A 22,993-nucleotide genomic window follows, 5' to 3' on the forward strand; every position below is an offset into this window, starting at 1 on the left:
CTCAGGCGCTTCCTCTATCGTCGGCTCGATCCTGCCGTCCAACCATGGCCTCCGCGATCAAATCATCCGCTGCCTCGGCGAGGACGCTGTCCGTCGCCTCGCCGTAAACCGGCTCCCGGCCGATCTCCAGCATGATCGGCACCGCCAAGGGCGAGATGCGATCGAGCCTCTTATGAATGATTCGGCCCCTGATGCGCGAGAGCATGCTGGAAAGGCGCTGGAGATCGAGCAGTCCGGTGCGCGCATCCTCCCAGGCGGCGCGCATCAGGATGTGGTTGGGCTCGTGCTGGCGCAGCACGTCATAGACGAGGTCGGTGGAGACGGAGATCTGGCGCCCGGTCTTCTCCTTGCCGGGAGCGCGGCGCTCGATCAGGCCTGAAATGATGGCACAGGTGCGGAACATGCGCTTCATCAGGGCGGATTCCGCCAGCCATTCCTCGAGGTCGTCGCCCAGCATGTCCTGGTCGAACAACTGGTCCATCGCGGCCCTGTGCATGTCGGAAACGCCCCACACCGCCAGTGCATAGTCGTTGGCGACGAAGCCCATCGGCTTCAGTTTCGCCCGTTCCAGCCGGCGGGTCAGCAGCATGCCGAGCGTCTGATGGGCGAGGCGGCCCTCGAAGGGATAGCAGACGAGATAATGGCGGTTGCCGCGCGGAAAGGTCTCGACCAGGAGGTCGCCGGCCGGCGGCATCCGGGAGATGTCGCGCTGCAGGCGCAGCCAGTCCGCGACCTGATCGGGCAGGGCGGGCCAGCTGTCGGGATTGGCCAGTATCGAACGGACGCGGGCGGCCAGATGCGTGGAAAGCGGGAATTTGCCACCGGCGAAGGAGGGGATCTTCGGGTCCCGGCCTGGTGGCGCGCGGGTGACGAGCACATCCTCCTCCTGGATGCCTTCGAAGCGCAGGATCTCCCCGGCGAACAGGAAGGTGTCACCGACCGAAAGTCCCTCGGCGAAATATTCCTCCACCTCGCCCAACACGCGTCCGAAGCCGCGCCGGGCCGATGTTTCGCCCGGCTTGCGCTTGGGCGGGCCGGAAGCCTTGGGATCCATGAACCAGGGCAGATACGGCGTCGGCTTGTCGGCGGCCATGCGGGTCGGCTCGCGAGGGCCTCTGTTGGAAAGGCGCACCTTGAGCAGGGCTTCCTCCACGATGGTGCCGACATTGAGCCGATAGGCTTGCGCCACCATGGGATTGGCGATGCGCCAGAGGCCATCCTTGCCCCGCCGGATCTTGGCGAAGCGATCGTAGGTCTTCAGGGCGTAGCCGCCGGTCGCCACGAAAGCGAGGACGTCGTCAAAGGTCGAACGGTCGAGCTGAGCATAGGCTTCGGTCGAGGCGATTTCCCGATAGAGCGCATCGGCGTCGAAGGGAGCACCGCAGGCAACCCCGAGCACGTGCTGAGCCAGCACGTCGAGGGCGCCGGTGCGGGCGATCGGCGTGTCCTGCTCGCCGGCCTTGGCGGCATCGACCGCTGCCTTGCATTCCAGCACCTCGAAGCGGTTGGTCGGCACCAGGATCGCCTGCGAGGGCTCGTCCAGGCGATGGTTGGCACGGCCGATGCGCTGGAGGAGGCGGGAGGCCCCCTTGGGCGCGCCGACATTGATGACGAGATCGACATCGCCCCAGTCGATGCCGAGGTCGAGGGTAGAGGTACACACCACAGCCTTGAGCCGTCCGGCGGCCATGGCTTCCTCGACACGTCGACGCTGGCCGACTTCCAGCGAACCGTGATGGAGCGCGATGGCGAGGCTTTCCTCGTTCACCCGCCAGAGTTCCTGGAACACGAACTCGGCCTGCATGCGGGTGTTGACGAAAACGAGCGTGGTCTTGTGGGTCTTGATCAGGGCGTAGAGCTCGGCCATGGCGTGGCGGGCGGTGTGGCCGGCCCAGGGCAGACGCTCGGCCGTTTCCAGGATGTCGAGCACCGGCGCCGCACCGCCTTCGGCGATCACCAGGTCGGCCATGGCTGGGCGGTCGGCCCCCAGAATCTGGTGGCCGGGGGATTGGGGCACGATCCAACGCCGGAGTTCATCCGGGTCGCGCACCGTGGCCGAGAGGCCGACGACTTCGAGATCCGGCACGAAATACCGCAGGCGCGCCAGGCCGAGGGCAAGCAGGTCGCCGCGCTTGGAGGTGACGATAGAGTGGAGTTCGTCCAGCACCACACGCTTGAGACCGCCGAACAGGTCGGCAGCCTCCCGGCTCGCCAGCAGCAGAGCAAGCTGTTCGGGGGTGGTGAGCAAGATATCGGGCGGGTCGCGCTTCTGGCGTTGGCGCTTGGCCTGGGGCGTGTCGCCGGTGCGAGTCTCGATGCGGATGGGCAGCCCCATCTCGCCGGCCGGGCGCTCCAGGTTGCGGGCGACGTCGACGGCCAGCGCCTTGAGCGGCGAGATGTAGAGCGTGTGGAGCGCAGAGGGGGCGTTGGCGCGACGAGGAGCGAGGTCGATCAGGCTCGGCAGGAAGCCGGCCAGGGTCTTGCCGGCGCCGGTGGGGGCGATCAGCAGGGCCGAGCGCCCGCTGCGCGCCTTCTCGACGAGCTGAAGCTGATGCGGTCGCGGCGTCCAGCCGCGGGCCGCAAACCAGTTTGCGAAGATCGCCGGAAGGGTTGGGAGCGGCGAGCTGGAGCCCAGATCTCCTGTCTCTCGCGTCCCGATCTGTTCATTCATGCCGCTATCGCCGATTCCTGCGGAGATATTGGCCTGCCGGGGTCAGATGTCCACTATCGACCTGAAGGTGCTAGCGGCAATCATAGATTGCCATGATAGCATGGGCCTCGCCATAGGCGCCTGGATCATTGGTGATGCTGTAGCGGATGGGAGGGCGTGCCCCCTCGCACCCCTCCCGGCGAGCACGTGCATCCAGGTCATGCATGATGGCGGGTGTGATGGGTTGAGGTCTGCGCCAATAGTAAAAATTGGAGACCATGAGCCCTCCAGCGTGACTACCATCGCCAATACGCGAAATGCGCTTGACCACGTCGCCCCGCGAAGTCTCCTGAGAGGTGCGGGTGATGAGGTTCAGGTCGCTTCGGCTGGCGCAACTGGCAAGGCTGAGGCTTGCCACGGCTATAGCGAGAATTTTCGAGTACATGCTCTTTCTCCGGAGACCAGAGGCGGATTCCGCAAAAACCCGCTTGAAGCGGGTCGGTCGTCGGCCCGGTGTTCAATCGCAGTCGTAGTGGGTGATGATGCGATAGGCCGAGGTATAGGTGCCCCAGCGAGCGCTGACGCTGCTGCGCACAGGGACATTGCCGTCGAGGCAGCCGGCACGGCGAGCCCGGATGTCCATGTCGCGCAGGATCGGCGTCGTCACCGCCTGGGGCCGGCTCACATAATAGAAATTCGACACCATCAGATTGCCGGCCAGGATGCCGTCGGTGATGCGAGTGGTGTCCTTGACGACCCGGCCGCGCGGCGTCTGGTCAGCCGTCCTCGTCAGGGTCTGCAGACCACCGCTGGTTGCACAGCTCGCACAGGCAAGGCCCGCCAGGACAACCGCGGAAATTCTCGAAAACATAGTGCCCCCTTCAAGCGCATGACTCTCCGTTGGTTGGCAAGCAACCAAGTCCCCCGAGCCATCCTTACGTTGGGGAAGTAATTTTGCCAAGGCGCGCGACGTACCAGGAGTGGCGCCGAAGTTTTCTTGTCTTGCGGACCGGTCAGCGTTCCAGCACGACCACCAGGCCCGGCACCGGAACGCCTCGGTCGGTGCGAGCCCAGGCGTCATCGAGATGGCGTGGCTGCAGGCCGGCCGCGGCCACCCAGCTCTCGATGCCTTCACGCGAATGGGCGTAGCGCAGATCGTGATTGAGAATGAAGGCGGCAGGGCCGTCCTGACTCTGGACCGTGAAGGCGAACAGCCCGCCGGGCACCAGCACGCGCGCGGCTTGCCGGAAAATGGTGTCGAGGTCACCGAGATAGATGAACACGTCGGCGGCCAGGATCAGGTCGGCGCTGCCCGCGTCCTGCCGGAGGAGAAAATCGGCGATATCGGCTCGTTCCAGCTCACGATAGATCTGCTTGGCACGTGCCTTGGCAAGCATGGCGGCGGAGAGGTCGACGCCGACGATATTTTGGCAGTAGGGGTGGAAGATCTCGCCCGCAAGACCGGTGCCGCAACCCAGATCCAGTGCGCGTTCGAACGGCCCTTGTCGGCTAAGTCCGTCCAATGCCATGCGCAGCAGGGCAGGGCCACGATAGGAGAGATTGTCGACCAGGGAGCGCTCGAAGCGCGGCGCATATTCGTCGAACAGGGCGGCGATATGGGCCGGCGTCATCGCGCCATTGGCCGGCATCTCGCCGAGCCGGGCCAGACGTGCTCCAGCGCCTGCTTCATCCGTCGGGTCGAGGGAAAGGGACCTTCGGAAGGCCTCGATGGCTTCTTTCAGACGGCCGAGTGTCTCGTTGAGATCGCCAAGCGTCAGCCAGCCGGCGGCCCAGCCAGGCGCCTCATCAAGGGCCTGCGCCACCAGTTCGGCGGCCGATGCAGGATCGCCCCCGGTCTTGTAGTCCATGGCATAGGCGAAACGGCGGTCGGCGATGGCATTGCCGGAGGAACGGGCTTTGAGCATGGTGGGGCTGCGGGAGAAAGCCGAGCGGACAGAACGGCCTGTCGGGCCATGTAGAGTTCGTGATGCCGGCAGCTCTCATCAAAATTGCGAGCACGACGACGTCCCTGGAAGCGCCAAAAGACGCCTACAGCCTGCCGGCTGACCATGACGGCCAGTTCTTGAGGACCGCGTCGGCGAAGGTCGAGCCGACACGATAAGCATTGGCAACCGACGGGCCGAAGCCGCCGGACTTGGCGCTGAGCGACTCTGCCGCGCTCTGGCCGGGCGCCTCGCGATCGAAGTTGGAGGCGGTGCGCAGCACGGCGATGCGGTCGAAGTCGAGCAGGCCGGCTTCGGCGCCGCGCTTGAGGGCGGTCAGCGTGGCATTATCTTCCATCTGCGTGGTGCAGTAATTCGCCTTGCCGTCGGTGGCATGCCTGGCCCAGCGTTCCATGGCCTCGCCGATCCTGGATCCGTGCCAATAGGTGTCGATCGAGACGGTATCGCACAGCTTCACTGTCGGTTTGTCGCGGGCGGCTTCGTCCTGATAGCGGCTGCGATAGTTCTGTGCGTCCTTGCCGTCTGCGAGTTCGACGGAGCGGGTCAGCTCGAAGGCCTTTTCCGCCAGTTTCGGATTGAGCGCATAGACCTCGGTACCGGCGCTCCAGCCTGCCTTGTCGCTCGGCTTGGCGGCGCCAAGGGGCAGCATGCCGTCGGGCCAATCGGCGGGGATCTGGCGCGGGTCGATATCGTGGCGCAGGCCGCCATCGATGACATAGCGCGCCCACAGCGCCGATCCCAGCGTGCCGTCCTTGGGATCGACGCCGGCAATGCCGTCGATCAGGAAATAGGTCTGCTTCAGGTCGAACTTGCCGCCGAGGACGAGGGCTGCCGTCGAGCTGGCCGCATTGGCATAGCCCATGGCCGTCGTCATCACGCACAGGCCGTCGGTATCGCACGCGACGTCGGGATATTCCCGCGACAGGCCGGGAACCTTGATTTTCGTCGTCAGTTTCCGGGCCTCGAGCCAGGGCTTGGTTTCCTCGCCGAACATGGTGATCACCATCACCTTGGGGGCGATCCGTTCGGCGGCGCTGACATGGGTAGTGAAGACGAGAGCCAGTGCCGCCACCAGGCCGGCGCCGACAAGATATTTGCTTGCGGATGGCACCCGCGATTGGGCCTTGGCCAGCGTCGGCGTCCGGTTGAACAGCATCTGGAAGGGATCTCCATGGTTGCCCTCTCCGGTATCGCATGGGCGGGGCGATGTCATCCTGTTCCACATGATGGTGACGCCGCATTTTGTTCATCATTTGTGGATGGGAGTGCCGAGAAAGTTGAGGAAGGGCGGATCGTGCTCAATTTTCCCGCTTCTTGGCGGGGGACGCTTGTGGTTTTTGGCGAGCCGGAGCCTATTGGTGCGGAGATTGGACGCCCGCCTATGGACCCTGATGACCTTCGTAAAATCGCGGTGCTCGTGTTCGTGGCACTCTTGCTCGCTGCGTGTATTTGGGTCTTCGAAACCCTGAAGGCCGACAATGACCTGTTGAATTGCGTGACGTCTGGGCGCACCAACTGCGAGCCGCTGCATCAGTAATGGATCGCCCGGAAACTCAGGCGCCGCGCGGTCAGACGTTCAAGCTTCGGCCTCATATTTGATGCGTCAAGGGGGCGCTGAGCCGGCAGGCGCGCTATATGGCGAGGATGGCAGGCCAGCCGCTGCCTGTTCGGGCTGCCACCGCCGGTGATGCACCGCAGTGTCCCGAAGGCATCGACCATGCAGGTCATGACGGCCTTCGCTTTCCACGCATGCTCGGGAACCCAACCAGGTTTGGAGCGTTGCTGCTGTCGTCATAGCTGTTGGGCATATTTTGATTTTATCCGTAATTTGGGGAGAAAAACCCGCTTCCGACGGCGCTTGGGAATTCGCCTTGAAATCGGCGCTGCGGGTTCAAATCTCTGTCTCGGCTTCGAACGGCCATACACTTATTGGACTAGTTGAGGTGTGAAATGTCGGAAGTTGCCTTCCATCATCCTGTCTCGTTCAAGCTCGGGCACAATCGGACGGTTGTGATCCGATCGGTTCAGCAGGCACTGGATTTTCTCGACAATCGGTGGCCTGAGATGGGTGAAGCTCTCTATGTGGTTGCCCGAGGCGCCTGCCTTGAAGCGTTGATCGACGGGGGGAAAGTCAAAGCCGCGAGATATGCCTTCATGGACGCCCTGGTCGAGGCTGGGCTTGAGCCGGTCTTCGAGTTCGGATTCATGTCGGCAATGAGCAACAGTTCACACAATGGATTGGTGACCTGAGCGATGATGGCCTTGGGGGAGGCATCGGTCTGTCTCCCCAGATAGGCACGGTGCCGGACTGCCCCCGAGTGATACAGCAAATCAAGTTGACTTGGAGTGACAGGACTTGAAGTGGCGGGACAAGCGCTCGGCGTGGCCATGCCAGCCTGAAAACCGGAGGACGCTGGCACGCACCTCCTGGCACACACCTCCTGGCACCCGCACCTTGGCCCCGTTCCGCTTTCACCCTATGTTCTCGCGATGCGGCCTTCTGACTTGCTGATTCCGACGCCGTCGGGGCTGTATTGCCCGCTGGCGGATGTCCATGTCGATCCCATCGGGCCGGTCGAGCGGGCCCTGATCACCCACGCCCATTCCGATCATGCCCGCGCCGGTCATCGCCAGGTGCTGGCCACCGCCGAGACGCTGGCGATCATGGCGGCGCGCTATGGCGAGGATTTTTGCGAAACGCGCCAGACCGCCATTCTCGGCCAGAAGCTCGATCTCGGCGGCGTGAGCGTAACGTTTCACCCCGCCGGCCACGTGCTGGGCTCGGCGCAGATTGCCTTCGAGGCAAAGAGCCTGCGCATCGTCGCCTCGGGAGACTACAAGCGCCAGGCCGATCCGACCTGCCTGCCCTTCGAGCCGGTACCCTGCGATGTCTTCATCTCGGAAGCCACCTTCGCCCTGCCGGTGTTCCGCCATCCCGATCCCCGGCAGGAGATCGGCAAGCTGCTCGGGTCGCTGGCTCTGTTTCCCGAGCGGGCCCATCTCGTTGGCGCCTATTCCCTCGGCAAGGCCCAGCGCATCATCGCCATGGCCCGCCAGGCCGGTCATCAGGCGCCGATCTATCTGCATGGCGCCATGGAGAAGGTCACGCGCCTCTATGAAGCCTTCGGCATCGAACTCGGAACGCTGCAACTGGTGCGCGACGTCAAGCCTGCCGAACTGGCTGGTGCCATCGTGCTCTGTCCGCCCAGTGCGGCCCAGGAAGCCTGGTCGCGCAAGATGCCGGATCCCCTCAGCGTCTACGCTTCGGGCTGGATGCGCATCCGGGCGCGGGCGCGCCAGAGTGGCGCCGAACTGCCGCTGGTGATCTCCGACCATGCCGATTGGTCCGATCTGCAGCGCTCGATCCTGGAGACGGGCTGCTCGGAGCTCTGGGTCACGCACGGCCAGGAAGATGCACTGGTGCATTGGGCCGGCAGCCAGGGGCTGAAGGCCCAGCCCCTGCACATGATCGGCTATGGCGACGAGGAGGCGGAGGAGGCATGAACCGCTTCGCCGAACTGCTTGATCGCCTTGCCTATGAGCCGGGCCGCAACGCCAAGCTGCGGCTGCTGACGAGCTATTTCCGCGATACGCCCGATCCGGACCGCGGCTATGCGCTTGCGGCGATCACCGGGGCGCTGTCCTTCCGCAACGCCAAGCCGGCCTTGCTGCGCGAGTTGATCGGCGAACGGGCCGATCCCGAACTCTTTGCGCTGTCCTACGACTATGTCGGCGATCTTTCCGAGACCATCGCGCTGATGTGGCCGGCCCGGCCGGGCATGAACCATGCGCCTACCTTGTCGGAAGTGGTGGAGGCTCTGAGCCAGGCCGGGCGCTCGGAAATGCCTGCCCTGATCGCCCGCCATCTCGACGCGCTGGACGAGAAGGGGCGCTGGGCATTCCTCAAGCTCATCACCGGAGCGTTGAGGATCGGCGCTTCCGCCCGTCTCGCCAAGAGCGCCGTTGCGGCGCTGGGCAAGCTCTCGGCCGACGACATCGAGCTGGCCTGGCCAGGCCTGCAGCCACCCTATCAGGAGCTGTTCGCCTGGGCGGAAGGCAGGGGCGAGCGGCCCGAGAGCGGCAACCCCGCCCCGTTTCGGCCGGTGATGCTGGCCCATGCCCTGGAAGAGGGCGATCTTGCGGCCATCCTGCCGGACAGCCATGTCGCGGAATGGAAATGGGACGGCATCCGCGTCCAGGCCGTCGGCGCTTTCACTGAAAATGGACCCGTGCTGCGCCTTTACTCCCGCACCGGCGAGGATATTGCCCCGGCCTTTCCCGATCTCGTCGAGGCCCTCAATTTCGAGGGCGCCATCGATGGTGAATTGCTGGTGCGGCGGCTCGGCGAGGATGGTGCCGGCCGCATCGAGAATTTCAATGCCCTGCAGCAGAGGCTCAACCGCAAGAGCGTGACGCCTAAGCTGGTCGCCGACTATCCCGCCCATATCAGGGCCTACGATCTGCTGGCCGAAGGGGATGAGGATCTGCGCGATTGTCCCTTCATCGAAAGGCGGGCCCGACTGGAGACTTTCGTGGCACGCCTGGCTTCGCCACGCCTCGACCTTTCGCCGTTGGTCGCCTTCGCCGGGCCGGAAGCCCTGGCGTTGGCCCGGGAAAATCCCGCTAGCGCTGGGGCCGGTCCTGACGCCGAAGCGGTCGAGGGGCTGATGCTGAAGCGGCGCGACAGCCTCTATGTGCCCGGCCGGCCGAAGGGGCTATGGTTCAAGTGGAAGCGCGAGCCGTTCCGCATCGACGCTGTGCTGATGTATGCCCAGCGCGGCCATGGCAAGCGTTCCTCCTTCTATTCCGACTACACGTTCGGTGTGTGGAAGGGTGAGGAGCTGGTGCCGGTCGGCAAGGCCTATTTCGGCTTCACCGACGAGGAATTGCGCGACATCGACCGTTTCGTCCGCAACAACACGGTGAACCGCTTCGGGCCAGTGAGGGAGGTTGTCCACACCGCCGAGAAAGGCCTGGTGGTGGAAGTTGCCTTCGAGGGACTGGCGCGTTCCAGCCGCCACAAATCCGGCGTCGCCATGCGCTTTCCTCGGCTGGCACGCTTGCGCTGGGACAAGCCGCCGAGCGAGGCGGACAGGCTGGAAAGCCTCACTGCCCTGCTTGACCGCGGGGCCGTCACGCCCGAAATAGGGGCTGGTACGGCAGGAGATTAGGTATGGCTGGGCTGGAGAAGTTCATGGGCGGCTCGGTGATGGGCACGATTATCAAGCTGGTGGTGGTTTCCGTCGCCGTGGGCCTCGTGCTGGCCTGGCTCGACCTCACCCCCTGGGAACTCCTTGCCAGGCTCCGGCACTTCCTCGAGCGCCTGTCGGCGCAGGGCTTCGGCATGATCAAGGACCTGTTCGGCTATTTCCTGCTCGGAGCGGTGATCGTGGTTCCGATCTGGCTCGTGCTGCGCCTCTTGAAATCCGCCCCCTCCGGCGGGCGCAAATAGAGTTGCGAGAGCCGTTGCCGCTGCGTGCCGTTACGCGGCGAATTCCTTGGAAAAGCTACCCAGGCTTTCGGCCGCTGCCTTGCGCATGAAGGCCTGGTCGGAGGCCATGATGAAGGCGGAGGCACCGAGGGCATGGTAGCGCCTCGCTTCGGCCGCACTGGCTACCATCATGCAGACGGGCTTGCCGGCCCGTCCGGCCGCAGTGCAGATCGTCTCGACGGCGGCTTGGACGGCAGGCGCGTCGGTGCTCTCAGCCTGCAGCGCCACCGTAAGATCGCCCCGCCCGATGAAGACGGCATCCAGGCCCTCTGTGGCCAGGATGGCGTCGATCTCCGCCAGCGCTTCCGGGTCCTCGATCATCGCGATGAGACTGACATGTGCGTCCTGTCGATCGACATGCTGCCACATGCCGAGGCCTCCATAGCGCCCGGCGCGCGGCGAATTGGAAAAGCCCCGCCGGCCACCGCGATAGCGGCAGGCCTCGGCGGCTTCCCGGGCCTTGGCCGCGGAGGAGATGTGCGGGACGAGGACCCCTGCCGCTCCGTCGTCCAGCGCGCCGAGGATGCGGCTGATCTCGGGCACGCGGACGATCGCGGCGGTGCCGGCTGCGCGCGCTGCCAGCAGCACCAGTTCGGTCTGGCCGCGGTCGAACGGGGCATGTTCCTCGTCCACGACAACGAAGTCGAAACCGAGATCGCCGAGGATTTCGGTTGCATGGACGGTCGGTGTCTTGATGAACGATCCGAGGAGGGGTTTTTGCGAAAGCAGGCGCTGGCGGAAATTGTCTGTGGGGTGTGACAGGCTGTTGGCAGGCATGGGATTGTTTTCTCTTGTTTCGTTAGTCGAAACATCGTTTCTATAATCAGGTTCAACTCAAAGGGCGCCCATGTCAATGGGCAGATGTGCCCTTCCTCGTGAGGGAATGAAGAATGCCTCGTGTTAGCGGCCCGGGTGGCGACGGCGTGCAGGCGGTGGTTCTGGCCATGCGCATCCTGGAATTGCTAGCGGAGGAGGGGCGGCCCATGGGCGTGTCGGCGATGGCCGTCGCGCTGGAAACCACCAAGAGCCGGATCTGGCGCTATCTGCAGACGCTGGTGCAGCACGGCTACGTCGTCCAACTGCCGGAGACCGAGCGCTACCAACTCGGCAGTCGTCTGATCAAGCTGGGGCGGGCCGTGGGGGAGGGGCGCGATATCGTCTCGGCCAGCGCGCGGGCCCTGCGGGAATTGCGCGACAGTCTCGGCCATTCCGCGGTGATTGCCCAGCTGGAAGCGGATGGGGTGCGTGTACTCACCACCGTTCCGGGCAAATCCACAGTCGAGATCGGCGTCCGGCCGGGATCTCTGCTCGATTTTCACAGTTCGGCCCAGGGCAAGATCGCCCTGGCCTTCGGCAATGATGCCTTGCGGGCCACCGTGTTCGGCATGCGCTTGGAGCGCCGTACGCAGGCGACGATCGTCACGCCCGGCGGCCTGCGCAAGGAGATCGAGCGCGTGCGCCAGGCCGGCTGGGCCACCGCACCGAACGAGATCCTGATCGGCCTGAATGCGCTGGCAGCACCCGTCTTCGATGCCGCCGGCTCCCTGGTGGGCACGCTGGCGATCGTCGACTCCGTGCAGTTCATTACCGAAACGCCCACCGCCGAACAGATCGAGCGAACGGTCAGGGCCGCAAAGCAGGTTTCCGAAGCGTTGGGCTACGTGCTCGATTGACGGCCGTTGGTGGCCCTCTTGACAAGGGAGAACTTTGTCTCAAAAATAAATAGAACGTCGTTTCAACTAACGAAACAATGAGAGCGAGTCGATCGATGCAGCGTAAAGTGCGTCGGGTCCCGCTGGGAGGTTGCCATGTATGACGCTTCGGATCCGCGTTCGACGCTGGCATCGGTCCACGCCGCGCCGGCGGCGACCGAGTTCGCCGGTGCCGATTGCGGTAAGTTCTACGAGGCCGCGCCCCAGGAGTACGATGCCAATGGCCGCAGCTGGCTCATCCGCAGCCAGCATTGCGTGGTTGCCTATACAGAAGCGCTGGATGGTGCCTGCTTCCGCCGCGCCGCACAGGCCGACGAATATGTGCTGCTGCTGCCCGAGGCGGGCGTGAGCGCCGAGGTCGAGACCGCCGACGGCAAGGCGCGCGTACCGGGCTATTCCATCGCCTTCGTTCCGCCCGGCCCGAGCACGATCCGGATCATGGGATCGGGGGCGGTCGTGCGCTTGTTCACCTCCAGGGCCGAGGATCTCGCGGCCCGCTGCGTGAACGCGGCATCCTATGAGACGGCGCATCCCAATGTCGGGCCGTTCCAGCCCTGGCCGCAGGCGCAGGGTGGGCCCCAGCTGCATGTCTATTCGCTCGACGTGCCGGACGAGCCGGGGCGGTTCGGGCGCATCTGGCGCGGCTCGACCATGATGGTGAATGTCCTGCCGGTGCAACACGGGCCGCGCGACGTGACCAAGCTCTCGCCGCATCATCATGATGATTTCGAACAGATCTCCCTCGCGCTGGAGGGCGCCTTCACCCATCACCTGCGCTGGCCCTGGACCACGGATCTCAACGCCTGGCGCGACGATCAGCACGAATATTGCGAAGCGCCTTCGGTGATGGTGATCCCGCCGCCGGCCATCCATACCTCCCGCGGCATGCTGGCCGGGGTGAACCAGCTCGTCGACATCTTCTGCCCGCCGCGCCTGGATTTCTCGCTGAAGCCCGGCTGGGTGCTGAACGCCGCCGACTACCCGATGCCGGCTGAGGGTGCTGGCATCCTCTCTTAGCCCATTGATCGCACGGCAGAGCCGGCAGGCCCAAGGCGTTTTGCGATTTGGTGGAATCACCGGGAATCGCAAAGACGCGTCGGAACAAGGAGTTAGAGCAAATAGGCGTTCACTCTTGAACGCGCTTTTCTCTAGGGAGCCAAGACCATGGATGCACTGACCATCGATACCGGATCGACCGGGGATACCCAGCGCATCGACGCGCTGCTCAAGGGTGCGATCGATCCCCATGTGCATAGCGGGCCTTCGATCGCGCCGCGCGGCCTCGACCACCTGGAACTGGCCCGCCAGATGTCGGAGGCGGGCTTTGCGGCGGTGGTCACCAAGGACCATGACTATGCCGGCGTGGCGACGGCGGCGTTGATTTCCCGGCACCATCCGGAACTGACGACAAAGGTCTTTTCCGGCATCGTGCTCAACAATGTGGTGGGGGGCATCAACCCCCATGCCGTCGAGCATACGGCGGCGATGGGCGGCAAGGTCGTCTGGATGCCGACCTTGGCCGCCGAGAATCATCTCGAATGGGAGAAGACATCCTCCTGGTCGCATCCGGCCTCGACCCAGAAGATGCGGCCGGCCCGGGCGGTCCCGGTCCTCGACGCCAACAGGCAGGTGCTCGATGAGGTCAAGGACGTCCTGGACGTCATCGCCCGCAACCGCATGGCGCTTGCCAGCGGCCACCTGCATGTCAGCGAGACCTGGATCCTGTTCGAGGAAGCCCAGCGCCGCGGTGTCGAGCGCCTGATTTTCACGCACCCCGAGGACATCGTCGGCGCGAGCCTGGAGGATGTGAAGGGCATCGCCGCCATGGGTGCCTATGTGGAGCATTCGCTCTGCATGTTTCTGGAAGGATCCAAGTTCAAGACCCGCTCGGCGGAGGATCTTCGCCAGCAGATCGAGGCGGCCGGTATCGACCGCACCATCCTGTGTTCGGATCTCGGACAGGTCGGTGTGTTCAGCCCGCTGGAAGGGTTCCGGCGCGGCGTCCGGCTGTGCCTGGAGCTCGGCTATTCCGACGAGGCGATCCGCCGGATGATTTCGACCAATACGGCGCGTGTGCTCGGCCTGGAGGAACTCGTCCTCCGGGCAGCCTGAGCAGCGCCCCAGGGCAGCGTTCTGCTCCTGTGGCGCCTTCGGGTTCCCGAATGCGGGCGCCTGCGCCGCGCCGATCCACGCGTACCGACATAACCGGCCCCACGCTCGCGCCTGCCAACTGAGCTGGACGCGCAGCCTTCAACACAAGGCCGGAAGCAGGGAGGAATGCATGTTCGCCTGGTTTACCAGTCTCGATCGTACCGAGCGCAAGACGCTCTATGCCTGTTTCGGCGGATGGGCCGTCGATGCGCTTGACACCCAGCTCTACAGTTTTCTCATCCCCACTTTGATCGCAGTGTGGGGCATGACGAATGCCGAGGCTGGCTTTCTCGGAACCTCGGCCCTGATCTCCTCCGCCATCGGGGGCTGGGCGGCCGGCATCCTGAGCGACCGGATCGGGCGCGTGCGCGTCATGAAGCTCGCCATCCTCTGGTTTTCGTTTTTCACCGTGTTGAGCGGTTTTTGCAACTCCTTCGAGCAGTTGCTCGCCGCCCGCATCCTGTCGGGCATCGGCTTCGGCGGCGAATGGGCTGCAGGCTCGGTCCTGATGGGTGAGATCATCCGTTCCGAATATCGCGGCAAGGCGGTGGGAACCGTGCAGAGCGCCTATGCGATCGGCTATGCCATTGCGGCGGTTCTCTCGTCCATCCTGTTCGCGACCCTGCCGGACACGCAGGCCTGGCGCTGGATGTTCTGGCTCGGCGCGGCGCCGGCCATTCTCGTCCTGCTTGCCTTGCGCGGCGTCCCCGAGCCCGCTGTCTTTCTGGCGGCGAGGGAGAAGAGGGTGAAGGCCGGGCAAGCGCCCGCCAGCCCGTTCATGATCTTCCACCGGCGCTATCTCCGCACCACCTGCCTGACCTCGTTCCTGGCCTTCGGCGTGCAGGCGGGCGGCTTTTCCATGGTGATCTGGCTGCCGACCTTCCTGAAGACGGTACGGGAAATCTCCACGGTGGGCGTGGGCTATCACATGTTCGTTCTCACCGTGGGCTCCTTCGTCGGCTATATCGTCGCCGCCTATCTGTGCGACGCCATCGGCCGCCGCCGCAACTTCCTGCTCTTTGCCCTGCTGAACTGGATCTTCATACCGGCTTTCCTTTATCTGCCGGGTGGCGGGGTGGTGATGTTTGCGCTCGATTTCGTGCTCGGCTTTGCCGCTCTGGGAATTTACAGCGCGCTCGGGCCCTATTTCACCGAATTGTTTCCGAACGCCATCCGGGGCAACGGCCAGGGTTTTGCCTATAATTTCGGCCGGGCCGCCGGTGCCTTCTTTCCCACGGTCATCGGCCTGATGACGGCAGGTGGCGTCCTCCTGCTGCGCGATGCCATGGCCGTCACCGCGGTCAGCGCGTATTTCTTCGTGCTCCTCGCCATCGCCCTGCTGCCTGAGACGCGGGGCCGTGAACTCACCGAGGAGATCGAGAAGGACGATGCGGGGCAGGGGGCGCTGCACCTGGCGCAATCGGCTCCCGGAAGCGGTACCTGACCGGAACGGCAATCGGGCTTGGGCGAACACCTTGGAATGACTCTTGATTGAGGCTACCAAGGCGTGAGGAAAATCACCGCCCATGCCTGTCGCTTCGCCCGATACCCCCGTTCGTCCCGTCCCCGTCAGCCACCGCATCGTCATCGGCATCGCCGCGCCGATGACCTTGGCGCATCTGTCCACGCCACTGCTCGGGCTGGTCGACACCGCCGTGATCGGCCAGATCGGCAGCGAGGCCCTGCTCGGGGCGGTGGCTCTCAATGCCCTCCTGTTCGACTTCCTGTTCTGGGGCTTCGGCTTCCTGCGCATGGGCACCGCCGGCCTGACGGCGCAGGCGGTCGGCGCCGACGACAGGCTGGAGCAGCGGGCGGTGTTCCTGCGGGCGCTGGTGATGGCCGCCGTGCTCGGCCTTGCCATGGTGGCATTGCAGCGCGCAATTGCGGCGGTCGCTTTCCCGCTGCTCGGTGCCTCGCCCGAGGTGACCCATGCGGCGGAGATCTATTTCGCCATCCGCATCTGGTCCGCGCCCTTCGCCTTTGCCAATTATGCCGTGCTCGGTTGGCTGATCGGGCTGGGCCGGACCACCACCGGCCTGCTGCTGCAGATCGGCATCAACCTCGTCAACATCCTGCTCTGTGTCGTGTTCACGCTGGGGATGGGCTGGGGCGTTGCGGGTACGGCCTGGGCCACCACCCTGGCGGAGACGGCCGGCGTCGTCGCTGGCCTCGCCGTGGTCGCAGCTCATTTCGGCGGGCGGCTCGGTGTGCCCAGAACCTTGGTCTTCGACAAGGCCAAATTCGTGCGCATGATCGCGATCAACCGTGACATCATGCTGCGCACTTTCGCCTTGCTGGCAGCCTTCGTCTTCTTTGGGCGCCAGGGCGCGCTGGCCGGCGATGTGACGCTGGCAGCCAACGCCATCCTCAACAATTTCTTCCTGGTCGGTGGCTATTTTCTCGATGGCATTGCCACTGCGGCCGAACAGCTCAGCGGGCGCTCGATCGGTGCCAACAACCGGCCATCCTTCGAAAAGGCCGTGCGCTATTCGGTGATCTGGAGCTTGGCGCTGGCGATCGGCATGTCAGCCCTGCTGTTCGTGGCGGGCGGGGCCTTCATCGATTTCATGACCACCAGTACCTCGGTTCGCGAGCTGGCCCGGCAATTCCTGCCCTATGCCGCCGTCACGCCTGTCGCGGGCGCGCTCGCCTTCACCTTCGACGGTGTCTATGTCGGTGCCACCTGGAACGGCGCCATGCGCAACCTGATGGCGCTGGCGCTCGCCTGCTATTTCGGGCTGTGGTGGCTGCTGCAGCCCCTCGGCAATCATGGCTTGTGGCTCGCCTTGATCGGTTTCCTGGTGGCGCGCGGTGCGGGGCAGGGGCTGGCCTATTTCCGCCTGCTGCCAGGTTCGTTCTCCGGCATCCAGGCCAAGGCCGCCTGATCGGCCTGCCCCGGTTTGCGGCAGCGCAACATCTTCGCTGCCTGAAATTTCCGCTTGGCGCTGCCGACAAAATTAGTTGTAATCGTCCACTATATCGAGGACGGGGTACAAGCACCCCGCCGGTGATTGGGAAGGATGGTCACGATGCTGGTCTCCGACGCCGAGCCGAAAGCCCCGGGCGCGACCATCCTGTCGGTGGACAAGCTCACCGTCAGCCTGCCGCGCAACATGGAACGGCCCTACGCCGTCGAGGACATTTCCTTCGAGCTCAAGGCCGGCGAGATCCTCTGCATCATCGGTGAGTCCGGCTCGGGCAAATCCGTTACCGCCAACACGATCATGGGCCTGCTGTCGACATCGCTGACGGTGACGGGCGGGCGCATCCTGTTCAAAAACATGGACCTGCTTGCGGCCCGGGAAGAACAGCTGCGAGACCTTAGGGGCCGGGCTGTCTCGATCATCTTCCAGGATCCGCTCTCGGCGCTCAATCCGCTGATGACCATCGGCGACCAGATCTCCGAGGCGATGGAGGCCCATGGCGTGGGCACGCCGGCCGCGCGGCAGCAAAAGGTCGTCGAACTCCTCGGCGAAGTCGGGCTGCCCAATCCCACCACCATCCGCCATCAATATCCCTTTCGCCTCTCCGGCGGCCAGCGCCAGCGCGTGATGATCGCCATTGCCCTGGCCCTCGATCCGGACGTGCTGATCGCCGATGAGCCGACCACGGCGCTCGACGTTACCACCCAGGCCCAGATCCTTGAGCTCATCCGCAAGATCCAGCGCCGCAAGGGCATGAGCGTGATGTTCATCACCCATGATTTCGGCGTGGTGGCCGAAATTGCCGACCGCGTCGTGGTGATGGAAAAGGGCCGGTTGGTGGAGCAGGGCACGGCTGCCCAGGTCCTGCGTGACCCGCAGCACCCCTATACCAAGACGCTGATCGCGGCCGTGCCGCGCATGGTGGCCGAGGATGCCATCCCTGCCGCACTGCCCCCTGTCATCCTGGAGGCCGATGGGATCAGCAAGACCTACCAGGGCCAGGGGCGCTTCTTCGCCAAGGGCACGCCGGTGCGTGCCGTCGACGATGTCAGTTTCTCTGTCCGGCAAGGTTGCACCCTCGGGCTCGTCGGGGAGTCGGGCTCGGGCAAGTCATCGCTAGGGCGCGTGCTGATGAAGCTGATGGGCAGCGATGGGGGCCGCATCCTGTTCGAAGGGCGGGACATCGCGCCCTTGCGCGAGGACGAGTTCCGGCCGCTGCGTCCGCGCATCCAGATGATCTTCCAGGATCCCTATGCCTCGCTCAATCCCCGCCACACCGTCGGGCGCATCCTCACCGTCGGCCCCATGGCGCAGGGCATGGCCGCGGGCAAGGCCAAGGAGAAGGCCGTCGGCCTGCTCGGCCGCGTCGGCCTCGACGCTGGCGCCTATGACCGCTTTCCTCATGAATTCTCCGGCGGCCAGCGCCAGCGCATCGGCATTGCCCGCGCGCTGATGTTCGATCCCGTCCTGCTGATCGCCGACGAGGCGGTCTCGGCGCTCGACGTCTCGATCCAGGCCCAGATCCTGCAATTGCTGGCACGCATCCAGAAGGAGATGCATCTGGCCATGATCTTCATCACCCATGATCTGCGCGTCGCGAGCCAGATCTGCGACGAGGTCGCGGTGATGTTCAAGGGCCGGATCGTCGAGTCCGGGCCGCCGGCGCAGGTCTTCCGCAGGCCGCAGAACGACTACACCAAGCGCCTGGTGGCAGCCATTCCGGGCAGCGAATGGGAGCCTGCCGCATGAAGGAAACACGGGCCAAGCCGCCGACGCTACCCGAGCATATCGACCTCGACGTGCTCGAGGATACGCTGAGCTTCTATATCCGGGTGATCAGCCTGGCCGTGTCGCGCGACCTCGACGAATGGCTCGACGGGCTCGAAGTGGCCAAGGGCACCGGTAAGGTCACCACGTTGCTGCTGGTCGACAGCCATCCCGGCATCCGCCCCTCGGTGATCGCGCATCTGGTGATGAAGGACCGCTCCGCCATGGGGCGGCTGGTCGACCACATGATAGAGCAGGGGCTGCTCACCCGCAGGATCTCGTCCAACGACAGCCGGGCACACGAACTCTACATCACGCCGGCGGGCGCGGAGCTCGCCGCCAAGGTGCGCGTATTGGCGATGGAGCAGTCGAAACGCTTCTTCGACTTCATTCCCGAGCATGAGCAGAGACAGGTGATGGACATTCTGAAGCGGGCCTATTGCCGTTTCGTGGGCATGCCGCCTCGGAACGGTGCCGACAAGGAAGGACAAGTGGCATGAGTGAGCAGAGGGTAGCCCTGATCTCGGGCGCCAATCGGGGCATAGGGCAGGCGGCGGCGGCCGAGCTCGCGCGTCGGGGATGGCGGCTCTCACTGGGCATGCGGCATCCGGAGCAACCCACCTGGGCGGATCCAGACCACGTCCATTTGCAGGCCTATGACGCTGTCGATCCCCAGGCGGAGGCCGATTGGGCCGAGGCGGCCCTGCAGCGTTTCGGGCGCATCGATGCTGTTATCGCCAATGCTGGCATCATGATACCCAAGAACGTCATCGAGGCCGAGGACGAGGACCTGGACGCGATGCTGGCCGTGAACGTCAAGGCGCCGCGGCGTCTGGCCAAGGCAGCCTGGCAGGCGCTGTCCGAAAGCGGGAGCGGGCGGGTGATCGTCATCGCTTCGCTGTCAGGCAAGCGGGTCAAATCCTCGCGCGCCGGGCTCTATTCGATCTCCAAATATGCGGCCGTTGCACTGGCGCACGGCATCCGCCATGAGGGCTTCGAGCGCGGCATCCGCGCCACCGCGATCTGCCCCGGCTTCGTCGCCACCGACATGGCCCTCGGCCTGACCGACCGCGCCGCCGAGAAGATGACCTCGCCGCACGATCTCGCCCGCATCATTGCCATGCTGATCGAACTGCCCAACGAAGCCAGCGTCGCCGAATTCACCATCAACTGCCAGCTCGAAGAGTCCTACTGACATGCCCGGCCCCACTGTCATACCCGTTCAAGGCGATGCGACGCTCCCCGCCAAGGTCGATGTCGTCGTCATCGGCGGCGGCATCATCGGCGCCTCGACGGCGCTCGAACTGGCCGAGCGCGGCCTCAAGGTCGCGCTCTGCGAGAAGGGCGGTATCGGCCAGGAGCAGTCGAGCCGCAATTGGGGCTGGGTGCGCATCTCGCGTCGTGACCCGCGTGAAGTGCCGCTGATGGCCGAGGCGCTGAGGATCTGGAAGACGCTCGACCAGCGGGTCGAGGGAGACACCGGCTATACCCGCGCCGGCATCATGTTCACCTGTGAGAACGACAAGGAATATGCCGACCACGAGCGCTGGAACCGCAATCTCGACGGTTACCAGCTCGACTCCCGCATGATCTCGGGCACCGAATACAAGCGGATGTTTCCCGGCACGACCATGGACATCAAGGGCGCTCTGTTTACGGCCGAGGACGGGCGGGCCGAGCCGCAGCGCGCCGCCCCTCTGATCGCCGAGGCCGCCCGGCGCAAGGGTGCTGCCATCCTGACCGAATGCGCCGTGCGCGGCGTGGAGACATCGGGCGGAGCGATCAGCGGCGTCGTTACCGAACGTGGCCCGATCGCCTGCAGCGCCGTCGTCCTGGCCGGCGGAGCCTGGTCGAGCCTGTTCTCGGGCCGTTTCGGCATTCGCCTGCCGCAATTGCAGGTGAAGAATTCGGTCCTGCGCACCAAGCCGCTCGAAGGCGGGCCGGGGCCGGCGATCTGGTCCAACGGCTTCGCCGTGCGCAAGCGTGCCGATGGCGGCTACACCATTGCCTCCGGGCACGAGAACGTCGTTGACATCGTGCCCAACAGCTTCCGCTTCTTCTTCGACTTCCTGCCGGCCCTGCGCAAGGAGTGGCGCTCGCTCAATCTGAGGGTCGGGGGCCGTTTCTTCGAGGAAGCCCGTGTGCCCAAGCAATGGGCGATGGACGAGGTCAGCCCCTTCGAGCGTTGCCGCGTGCTGGATCCAGAGCCGGCGAAGGAATTGACCGACGTCGCCCTGGCCAATCTCGCCAAGGCCTTCCCGGTCTTTGCCAAGGCGGAGATCGCCCAGCGCTGGGCCGGCTATATCGACGTCACGCCGGATGCTGTGCCGGTGATCTCACCGGTCGAGGCCATACCCGGCTTTCACATCGCCACTGGTTTTTCCGGCCACGGCTTCGGCATCGGCCCGGCAGCCGGCAAGCTGATGGCCGATCTCGTCACGGGTCGGCCGCCCTTGGTCGACCCAGCCAATTTCCGTTTCTCCCGCTTCTCGGATGGATCAAAGATCGAGCTGATCAGCGGGTTCTGAGCCGCCGGCTCGGGGCTGTCCCGAACCGGCAAACGACTGCAACAATCATAAAAAAATTCGTCACTCTCCAGAGGAACCCATCATGTCGAAACAAGAGCGAAACCAGTTCCCCCATCCTAATCGCCGGCAGGCTCTCGGCCTGATGGCAGCAACGGGCGCCTCGGCGCTGCTGATGCCGGCCCTGCTCGGGCGGGAGGAGGCCCTGGCGGCCGGCAAGGACAAGCCGTCGGGCCAGATGGTCATCAGCTTCTCGCAGGAGCCGACCGTCTTCAATCCGCATCTGCTCCACATCGAAGTGGACGAGGGCATCCATTACAGCGTGTTCAATCCGCTGTTCGACGTGGACCCCGAAGGTAAGTTCACGCCCTCCCTCGCCGTCGAGGTGCCGAGCGTGGAGAATGGCGGCATTTCCGCCGACGGTCTCAGCTGGAAGGTGAAACTGCGCGATGGCGTGAAATGGCATGACGGCAAGCCCTTCACGGCCGAGGACGTCAAGTTCACGCTGGAACTGATGGTCGACCCGAACTTCCGCAGCTGGCGGCGCACCGGCCATGAGCATGTGCGCGACATCAAGGTGGTGTCGCCCACCGAGATCACCTGGCGCATGGAAAAGGCCTTCGCGCCCTACCCCTCGATCCTGGCCTCCACCTTTATCGTGCCCAAGCACATCCTGAGCGAGGCGGCCGACAAGAACACGGCACCCTTCAACAATGCGCCGGTCGGCACCGGGCCGTTCAAGTGGAGCAAGCGCGTTGCCGGCGACTATATCGAGCTTGCCGCCAACGAGGATTATTTCGGTGAGGGGCCCTATCTGGAGCGTGTCGTCTACAAATACATCCCCGACATGACGGTGATGTACACCCAGTTCAAGACCGGGGACGTCGACCTGGTCGGCCTGCAATGGATCACGGCCGATCATTATGAGGAGGCCAAGACCCTCGAGGGCAAGATCGTCACCGTGGTGCCGAATGGCACCATCGAGTCGGTCGCCTTCAACATGGAGCGTCCGCAGTTCAAGGATCCGGCCGTCCGCAAGGCGCTCTATCATGCGCTGGACAAGAAGACGATCATCGAGGCGCTCTATTACGGCCTGCCGACTCCGACCGAATCCTACATGCCGCAGCAGTCCTATTATTACAATCCGGACCTGCCCAAGCAGGAATACGACCCCGAAAAGGCCAAGAAGGTGCTCGACGAGGCGGGCTGGGTGCCCGGTGCCGACGGCATCCGCGCCAAGGATGGCGTGCGCCTGTCGTTCAGCAATTCGACGACGGCCGGCAACCATCTGCGCGAGCAGGCGCAGCAATTCATGCAGCAGTCCTTCAAGGATGTCGGCGTGGAGATGACGATCTCCAACCTGCCTCCAGCCGTGATGTGGGGTGACTACTGGATGATGTCGAAATTCGACAGCGTCGTCGTCGGCCTGAACTTCCTCACCGGCCCCGATCCCGACACCTCGGACTATTTCATGTCCACCTCGAGCGGCGCCAAGGGCGGCAACGGCCAGAACACCTGGCAATATGCCAATCCTGAAGTGGACAGGCTCCTGAAGGAGGCCGGCAATCTCTTCGTGCCGGAGGAGCGCAGGAAGCTCTATTTCAAGATCCAGGAGATCATGCGGACCGACCTGCCCTTCCTGCCGATGTATCAATACGCCACCGTCCGCGGGCGCAAGAAGGGGGTGGAAGGCTTCCTGCCCAACATCAACAACCGTATCGACAGCTGGAACGTCAACACCTGGCACTGGGTCAAATAGGCCTGCCACCCAGGGCAACTGCCTCGGGTAAATGAGCGCCGTCTTACCCT

General features: G+C 64.5%; 21 protein-coding genes. 15 read left to right on the forward strand and 6 right to left on the reverse strand.

Annotated elements, in window-relative coordinates; all coding sequences use genetic code 11:
* Window position 1: 1 nt before the first annotated feature.
* From AB4037_RS01080 to AB4037_RS01100, 5 genes are all read right to left on the reverse strand, one after another.
* The gene (locus tag AB4037_RS01080; protein ID WP_441770242.1) at window positions 2-2,671 is read right to left on the reverse strand and encodes a ligase-associated DNA damage response DEXH box helicase; all 2,670 of its coding nucleotides are present in this window, start codon (window positions 2,669-2,671) and stop codon (window positions 2-4) included.
* Window positions 2,672-2,741: 70 nt separating this feature from the next.
* Window positions 2,742-3,095 (reverse strand): hypothetical protein, encoded by a 354-nt coding sequence (locus AB4037_RS01085; protein ID WP_441770243.1) that lies wholly within the window; start codon window positions 3,093-3,095, stop codon window positions 2,742-2,744.
* A 72-nt stretch (window positions 3,096-3,167) separates the two neighbouring features.
* The gene (locus AB4037_RS01090; RefSeq protein WP_441770244.1) at window positions 3,168-3,521 is read right to left on the reverse strand and encodes a hypothetical protein; all 354 of its coding nucleotides are present in this window, start codon (window positions 3,519-3,521) and stop codon (window positions 3,168-3,170) included.
* A gap of 142 nt (window positions 3,522-3,663) precedes the next feature.
* Window positions 3,664-4,575: a methyltransferase domain-containing protein gene (locus AB4037_RS01095; protein WP_441770245.1), complete on the reverse strand. Its 912-nt coding sequence runs from the start codon at window positions 4,573-4,575 to the stop codon at window positions 3,664-3,666.
* Between the two features lie 124 nt (window positions 4,576-4,699).
* On the reverse strand, window positions 4,700-5,770 hold the full coding sequence (locus AB4037_RS01100; protein WP_441770246.1) for a purine-nucleoside phosphorylase: 1,071 nt from the start codon (window positions 5,768-5,770) through the stop codon (window positions 4,700-4,702).
* Between the two features lie 15 nt (window positions 5,771-5,785).
* Here AB4037_RS01100 and AB4037_RS01105 point away from each other — a divergent pair, with 15 nt between their 5' ends.
* From AB4037_RS01105 to AB4037_RS01125, 5 genes are all read left to right on the forward strand, one after another.
* Complete coding sequence (locus AB4037_RS01105; RefSeq protein ID WP_441770247.1) at window positions 5,786-6,151, forward strand: hypothetical protein; 366 nt, start codon at window positions 5,786-5,788, stop codon at window positions 6,149-6,151.
* Between the two features lie 413 nt (window positions 6,152-6,564).
* Window positions 6,565-6,864: a DUF982 domain-containing protein gene (locus tag AB4037_RS01110; protein WP_441770248.1), complete on the forward strand. Its 300-nt coding sequence runs from the start codon at window positions 6,565-6,567 to the stop codon at window positions 6,862-6,864.
* Window positions 6,865-7,104: 240 nt separating this feature from the next.
* The gene (locus AB4037_RS01115; protein ID WP_441770249.1) at window positions 7,105-8,118 is read left to right on the forward strand and encodes a ligase-associated DNA damage response exonuclease; all 1,014 of its coding nucleotides are present in this window, start codon (window positions 7,105-7,107) and stop codon (window positions 8,116-8,118) included.
* Window positions 8,115-9,785: a cisplatin damage response ATP-dependent DNA ligase gene (locus tag AB4037_RS01120; protein WP_441770250.1), complete on the forward strand. Its 1,671-nt coding sequence runs from the start codon at window positions 8,115-8,117 to the stop codon at window positions 9,783-9,785. The genes AB4037_RS01115 and AB4037_RS01120 overlap by 4 nt, the downstream gene beginning before the upstream one ends.
* Window positions 9,786-9,787: 2 nt before the next feature.
* Window positions 9,788-10,066: a DUF6460 domain-containing protein gene (locus tag AB4037_RS01125; protein WP_149253881.1), complete on the forward strand. Its 279-nt coding sequence runs from the start codon at window positions 9,788-9,790 to the stop codon at window positions 10,064-10,066.
* A 30-nt stretch (window positions 10,067-10,096) separates the two neighbouring features.
* Here AB4037_RS01125 and AB4037_RS01130 read toward each other — a convergent pair whose 3' ends face one another.
* Window positions 10,097-10,882 (reverse strand): HpcH/HpaI aldolase family protein, encoded by a 786-nt coding sequence (locus tag AB4037_RS01130; protein WP_441770251.1) that lies wholly within the window; start codon window positions 10,880-10,882, stop codon window positions 10,097-10,099.
* 113 nt (window positions 10,883-10,995) lie between these two features.
* On the opposite strand from AB4037_RS01130, the gene AB4037_RS01135 reads away from it, so the two are divergent.
* The 10 genes from AB4037_RS01135 to AB4037_RS01180 all read left to right on the forward strand — a co-directional run bounded on the left by AB4037_RS01135 (window position 10,996) and on the right by AB4037_RS01180 (window position 22,943).
* A complete protein-coding gene (locus AB4037_RS01135) occupies window positions 10,996-11,778 on the forward strand; it encodes an IclR family transcriptional regulator (RefSeq protein ID WP_441770252.1) in 783 nt (260 codons plus the stop codon).
* A gap of 135 nt (window positions 11,779-11,913) precedes the next feature.
* Window positions 11,914-12,834, forward strand: a complete 921-nt coding sequence (locus tag AB4037_RS01140; protein ID WP_441770253.1) for a hypothetical protein — start codon at window positions 11,914-11,916, stop codon at window positions 12,832-12,834.
* Between the two features lie 147 nt (window positions 12,835-12,981).
* Window positions 12,982-13,929: a DUF6282 family protein gene (locus AB4037_RS01145; RefSeq protein WP_434957905.1), complete on the forward strand. Its 948-nt coding sequence runs from the start codon at window positions 12,982-12,984 to the stop codon at window positions 13,927-13,929.
* Window positions 13,930-14,098: 169 nt separating this feature from the next.
* Complete coding sequence (locus AB4037_RS01150) at window positions 14,099-15,412, forward strand: MFS transporter (protein ID WP_441770254.1); 1,314 nt, start codon at window positions 14,099-14,101, stop codon at window positions 15,410-15,412.
* Between the two features lie 82 nt (window positions 15,413-15,494).
* Window positions 15,495-16,853, forward strand: a complete 1,359-nt coding sequence (locus AB4037_RS01155) for an MATE family efflux transporter (RefSeq protein WP_441770255.1) — start codon at window positions 15,495-15,497, stop codon at window positions 16,851-16,853.
* Window positions 16,854-16,997: 144 nt separating this feature from the next.
* Entirely contained in the window at window positions 16,998-18,641 is a 1,644-nt protein-coding gene (locus tag AB4037_RS01160) for an ABC transporter ATP-binding protein (protein ID WP_434957902.1), read from the forward strand.
* Window positions 18,638-19,159, forward strand: a complete 522-nt coding sequence (locus AB4037_RS01165) for a MarR family winged helix-turn-helix transcriptional regulator (RefSeq protein WP_441770256.1) — start codon at window positions 18,638-18,640, stop codon at window positions 19,157-19,159. Before AB4037_RS01160 ends, AB4037_RS01165 begins: the two co-directional genes overlap by 4 nt.
* On the forward strand, window positions 19,156-19,854 hold the full coding sequence (locus AB4037_RS01170; RefSeq protein ID WP_441770257.1) for an SDR family NAD(P)-dependent oxidoreductase: 699 nt from the start codon (window positions 19,156-19,158) through the stop codon (window positions 19,852-19,854). The genes AB4037_RS01165 and AB4037_RS01170 overlap by 4 nt, the downstream gene beginning before the upstream one ends.
* 1 nt (window position 19,855) lies before the next feature.
* The gene (locus tag AB4037_RS01175) at window positions 19,856-21,187 is read left to right on the forward strand and encodes an NAD(P)/FAD-dependent oxidoreductase (RefSeq protein WP_441770258.1); all 1,332 of its coding nucleotides are present in this window, start codon (window positions 19,856-19,858) and stop codon (window positions 21,185-21,187) included.
* Between the two features lie 82 nt (window positions 21,188-21,269).
* Window positions 21,270-22,943 (forward strand): peptide ABC transporter substrate-binding protein, encoded by a 1,674-nt coding sequence (locus AB4037_RS01180; RefSeq protein ID WP_441770259.1) that lies wholly within the window; start codon window positions 21,270-21,272, stop codon window positions 22,941-22,943.
* Window positions 22,944-22,993 lie beyond the last annotated feature (50 nt).

The organism is Labrys sp. KB_33_2, assembly GCF_052114505.1.
Taxonomy (GTDB): Bacteria; Pseudomonadota; Alphaproteobacteria; order Rhizobiales; family Labraceae; genus Labrys.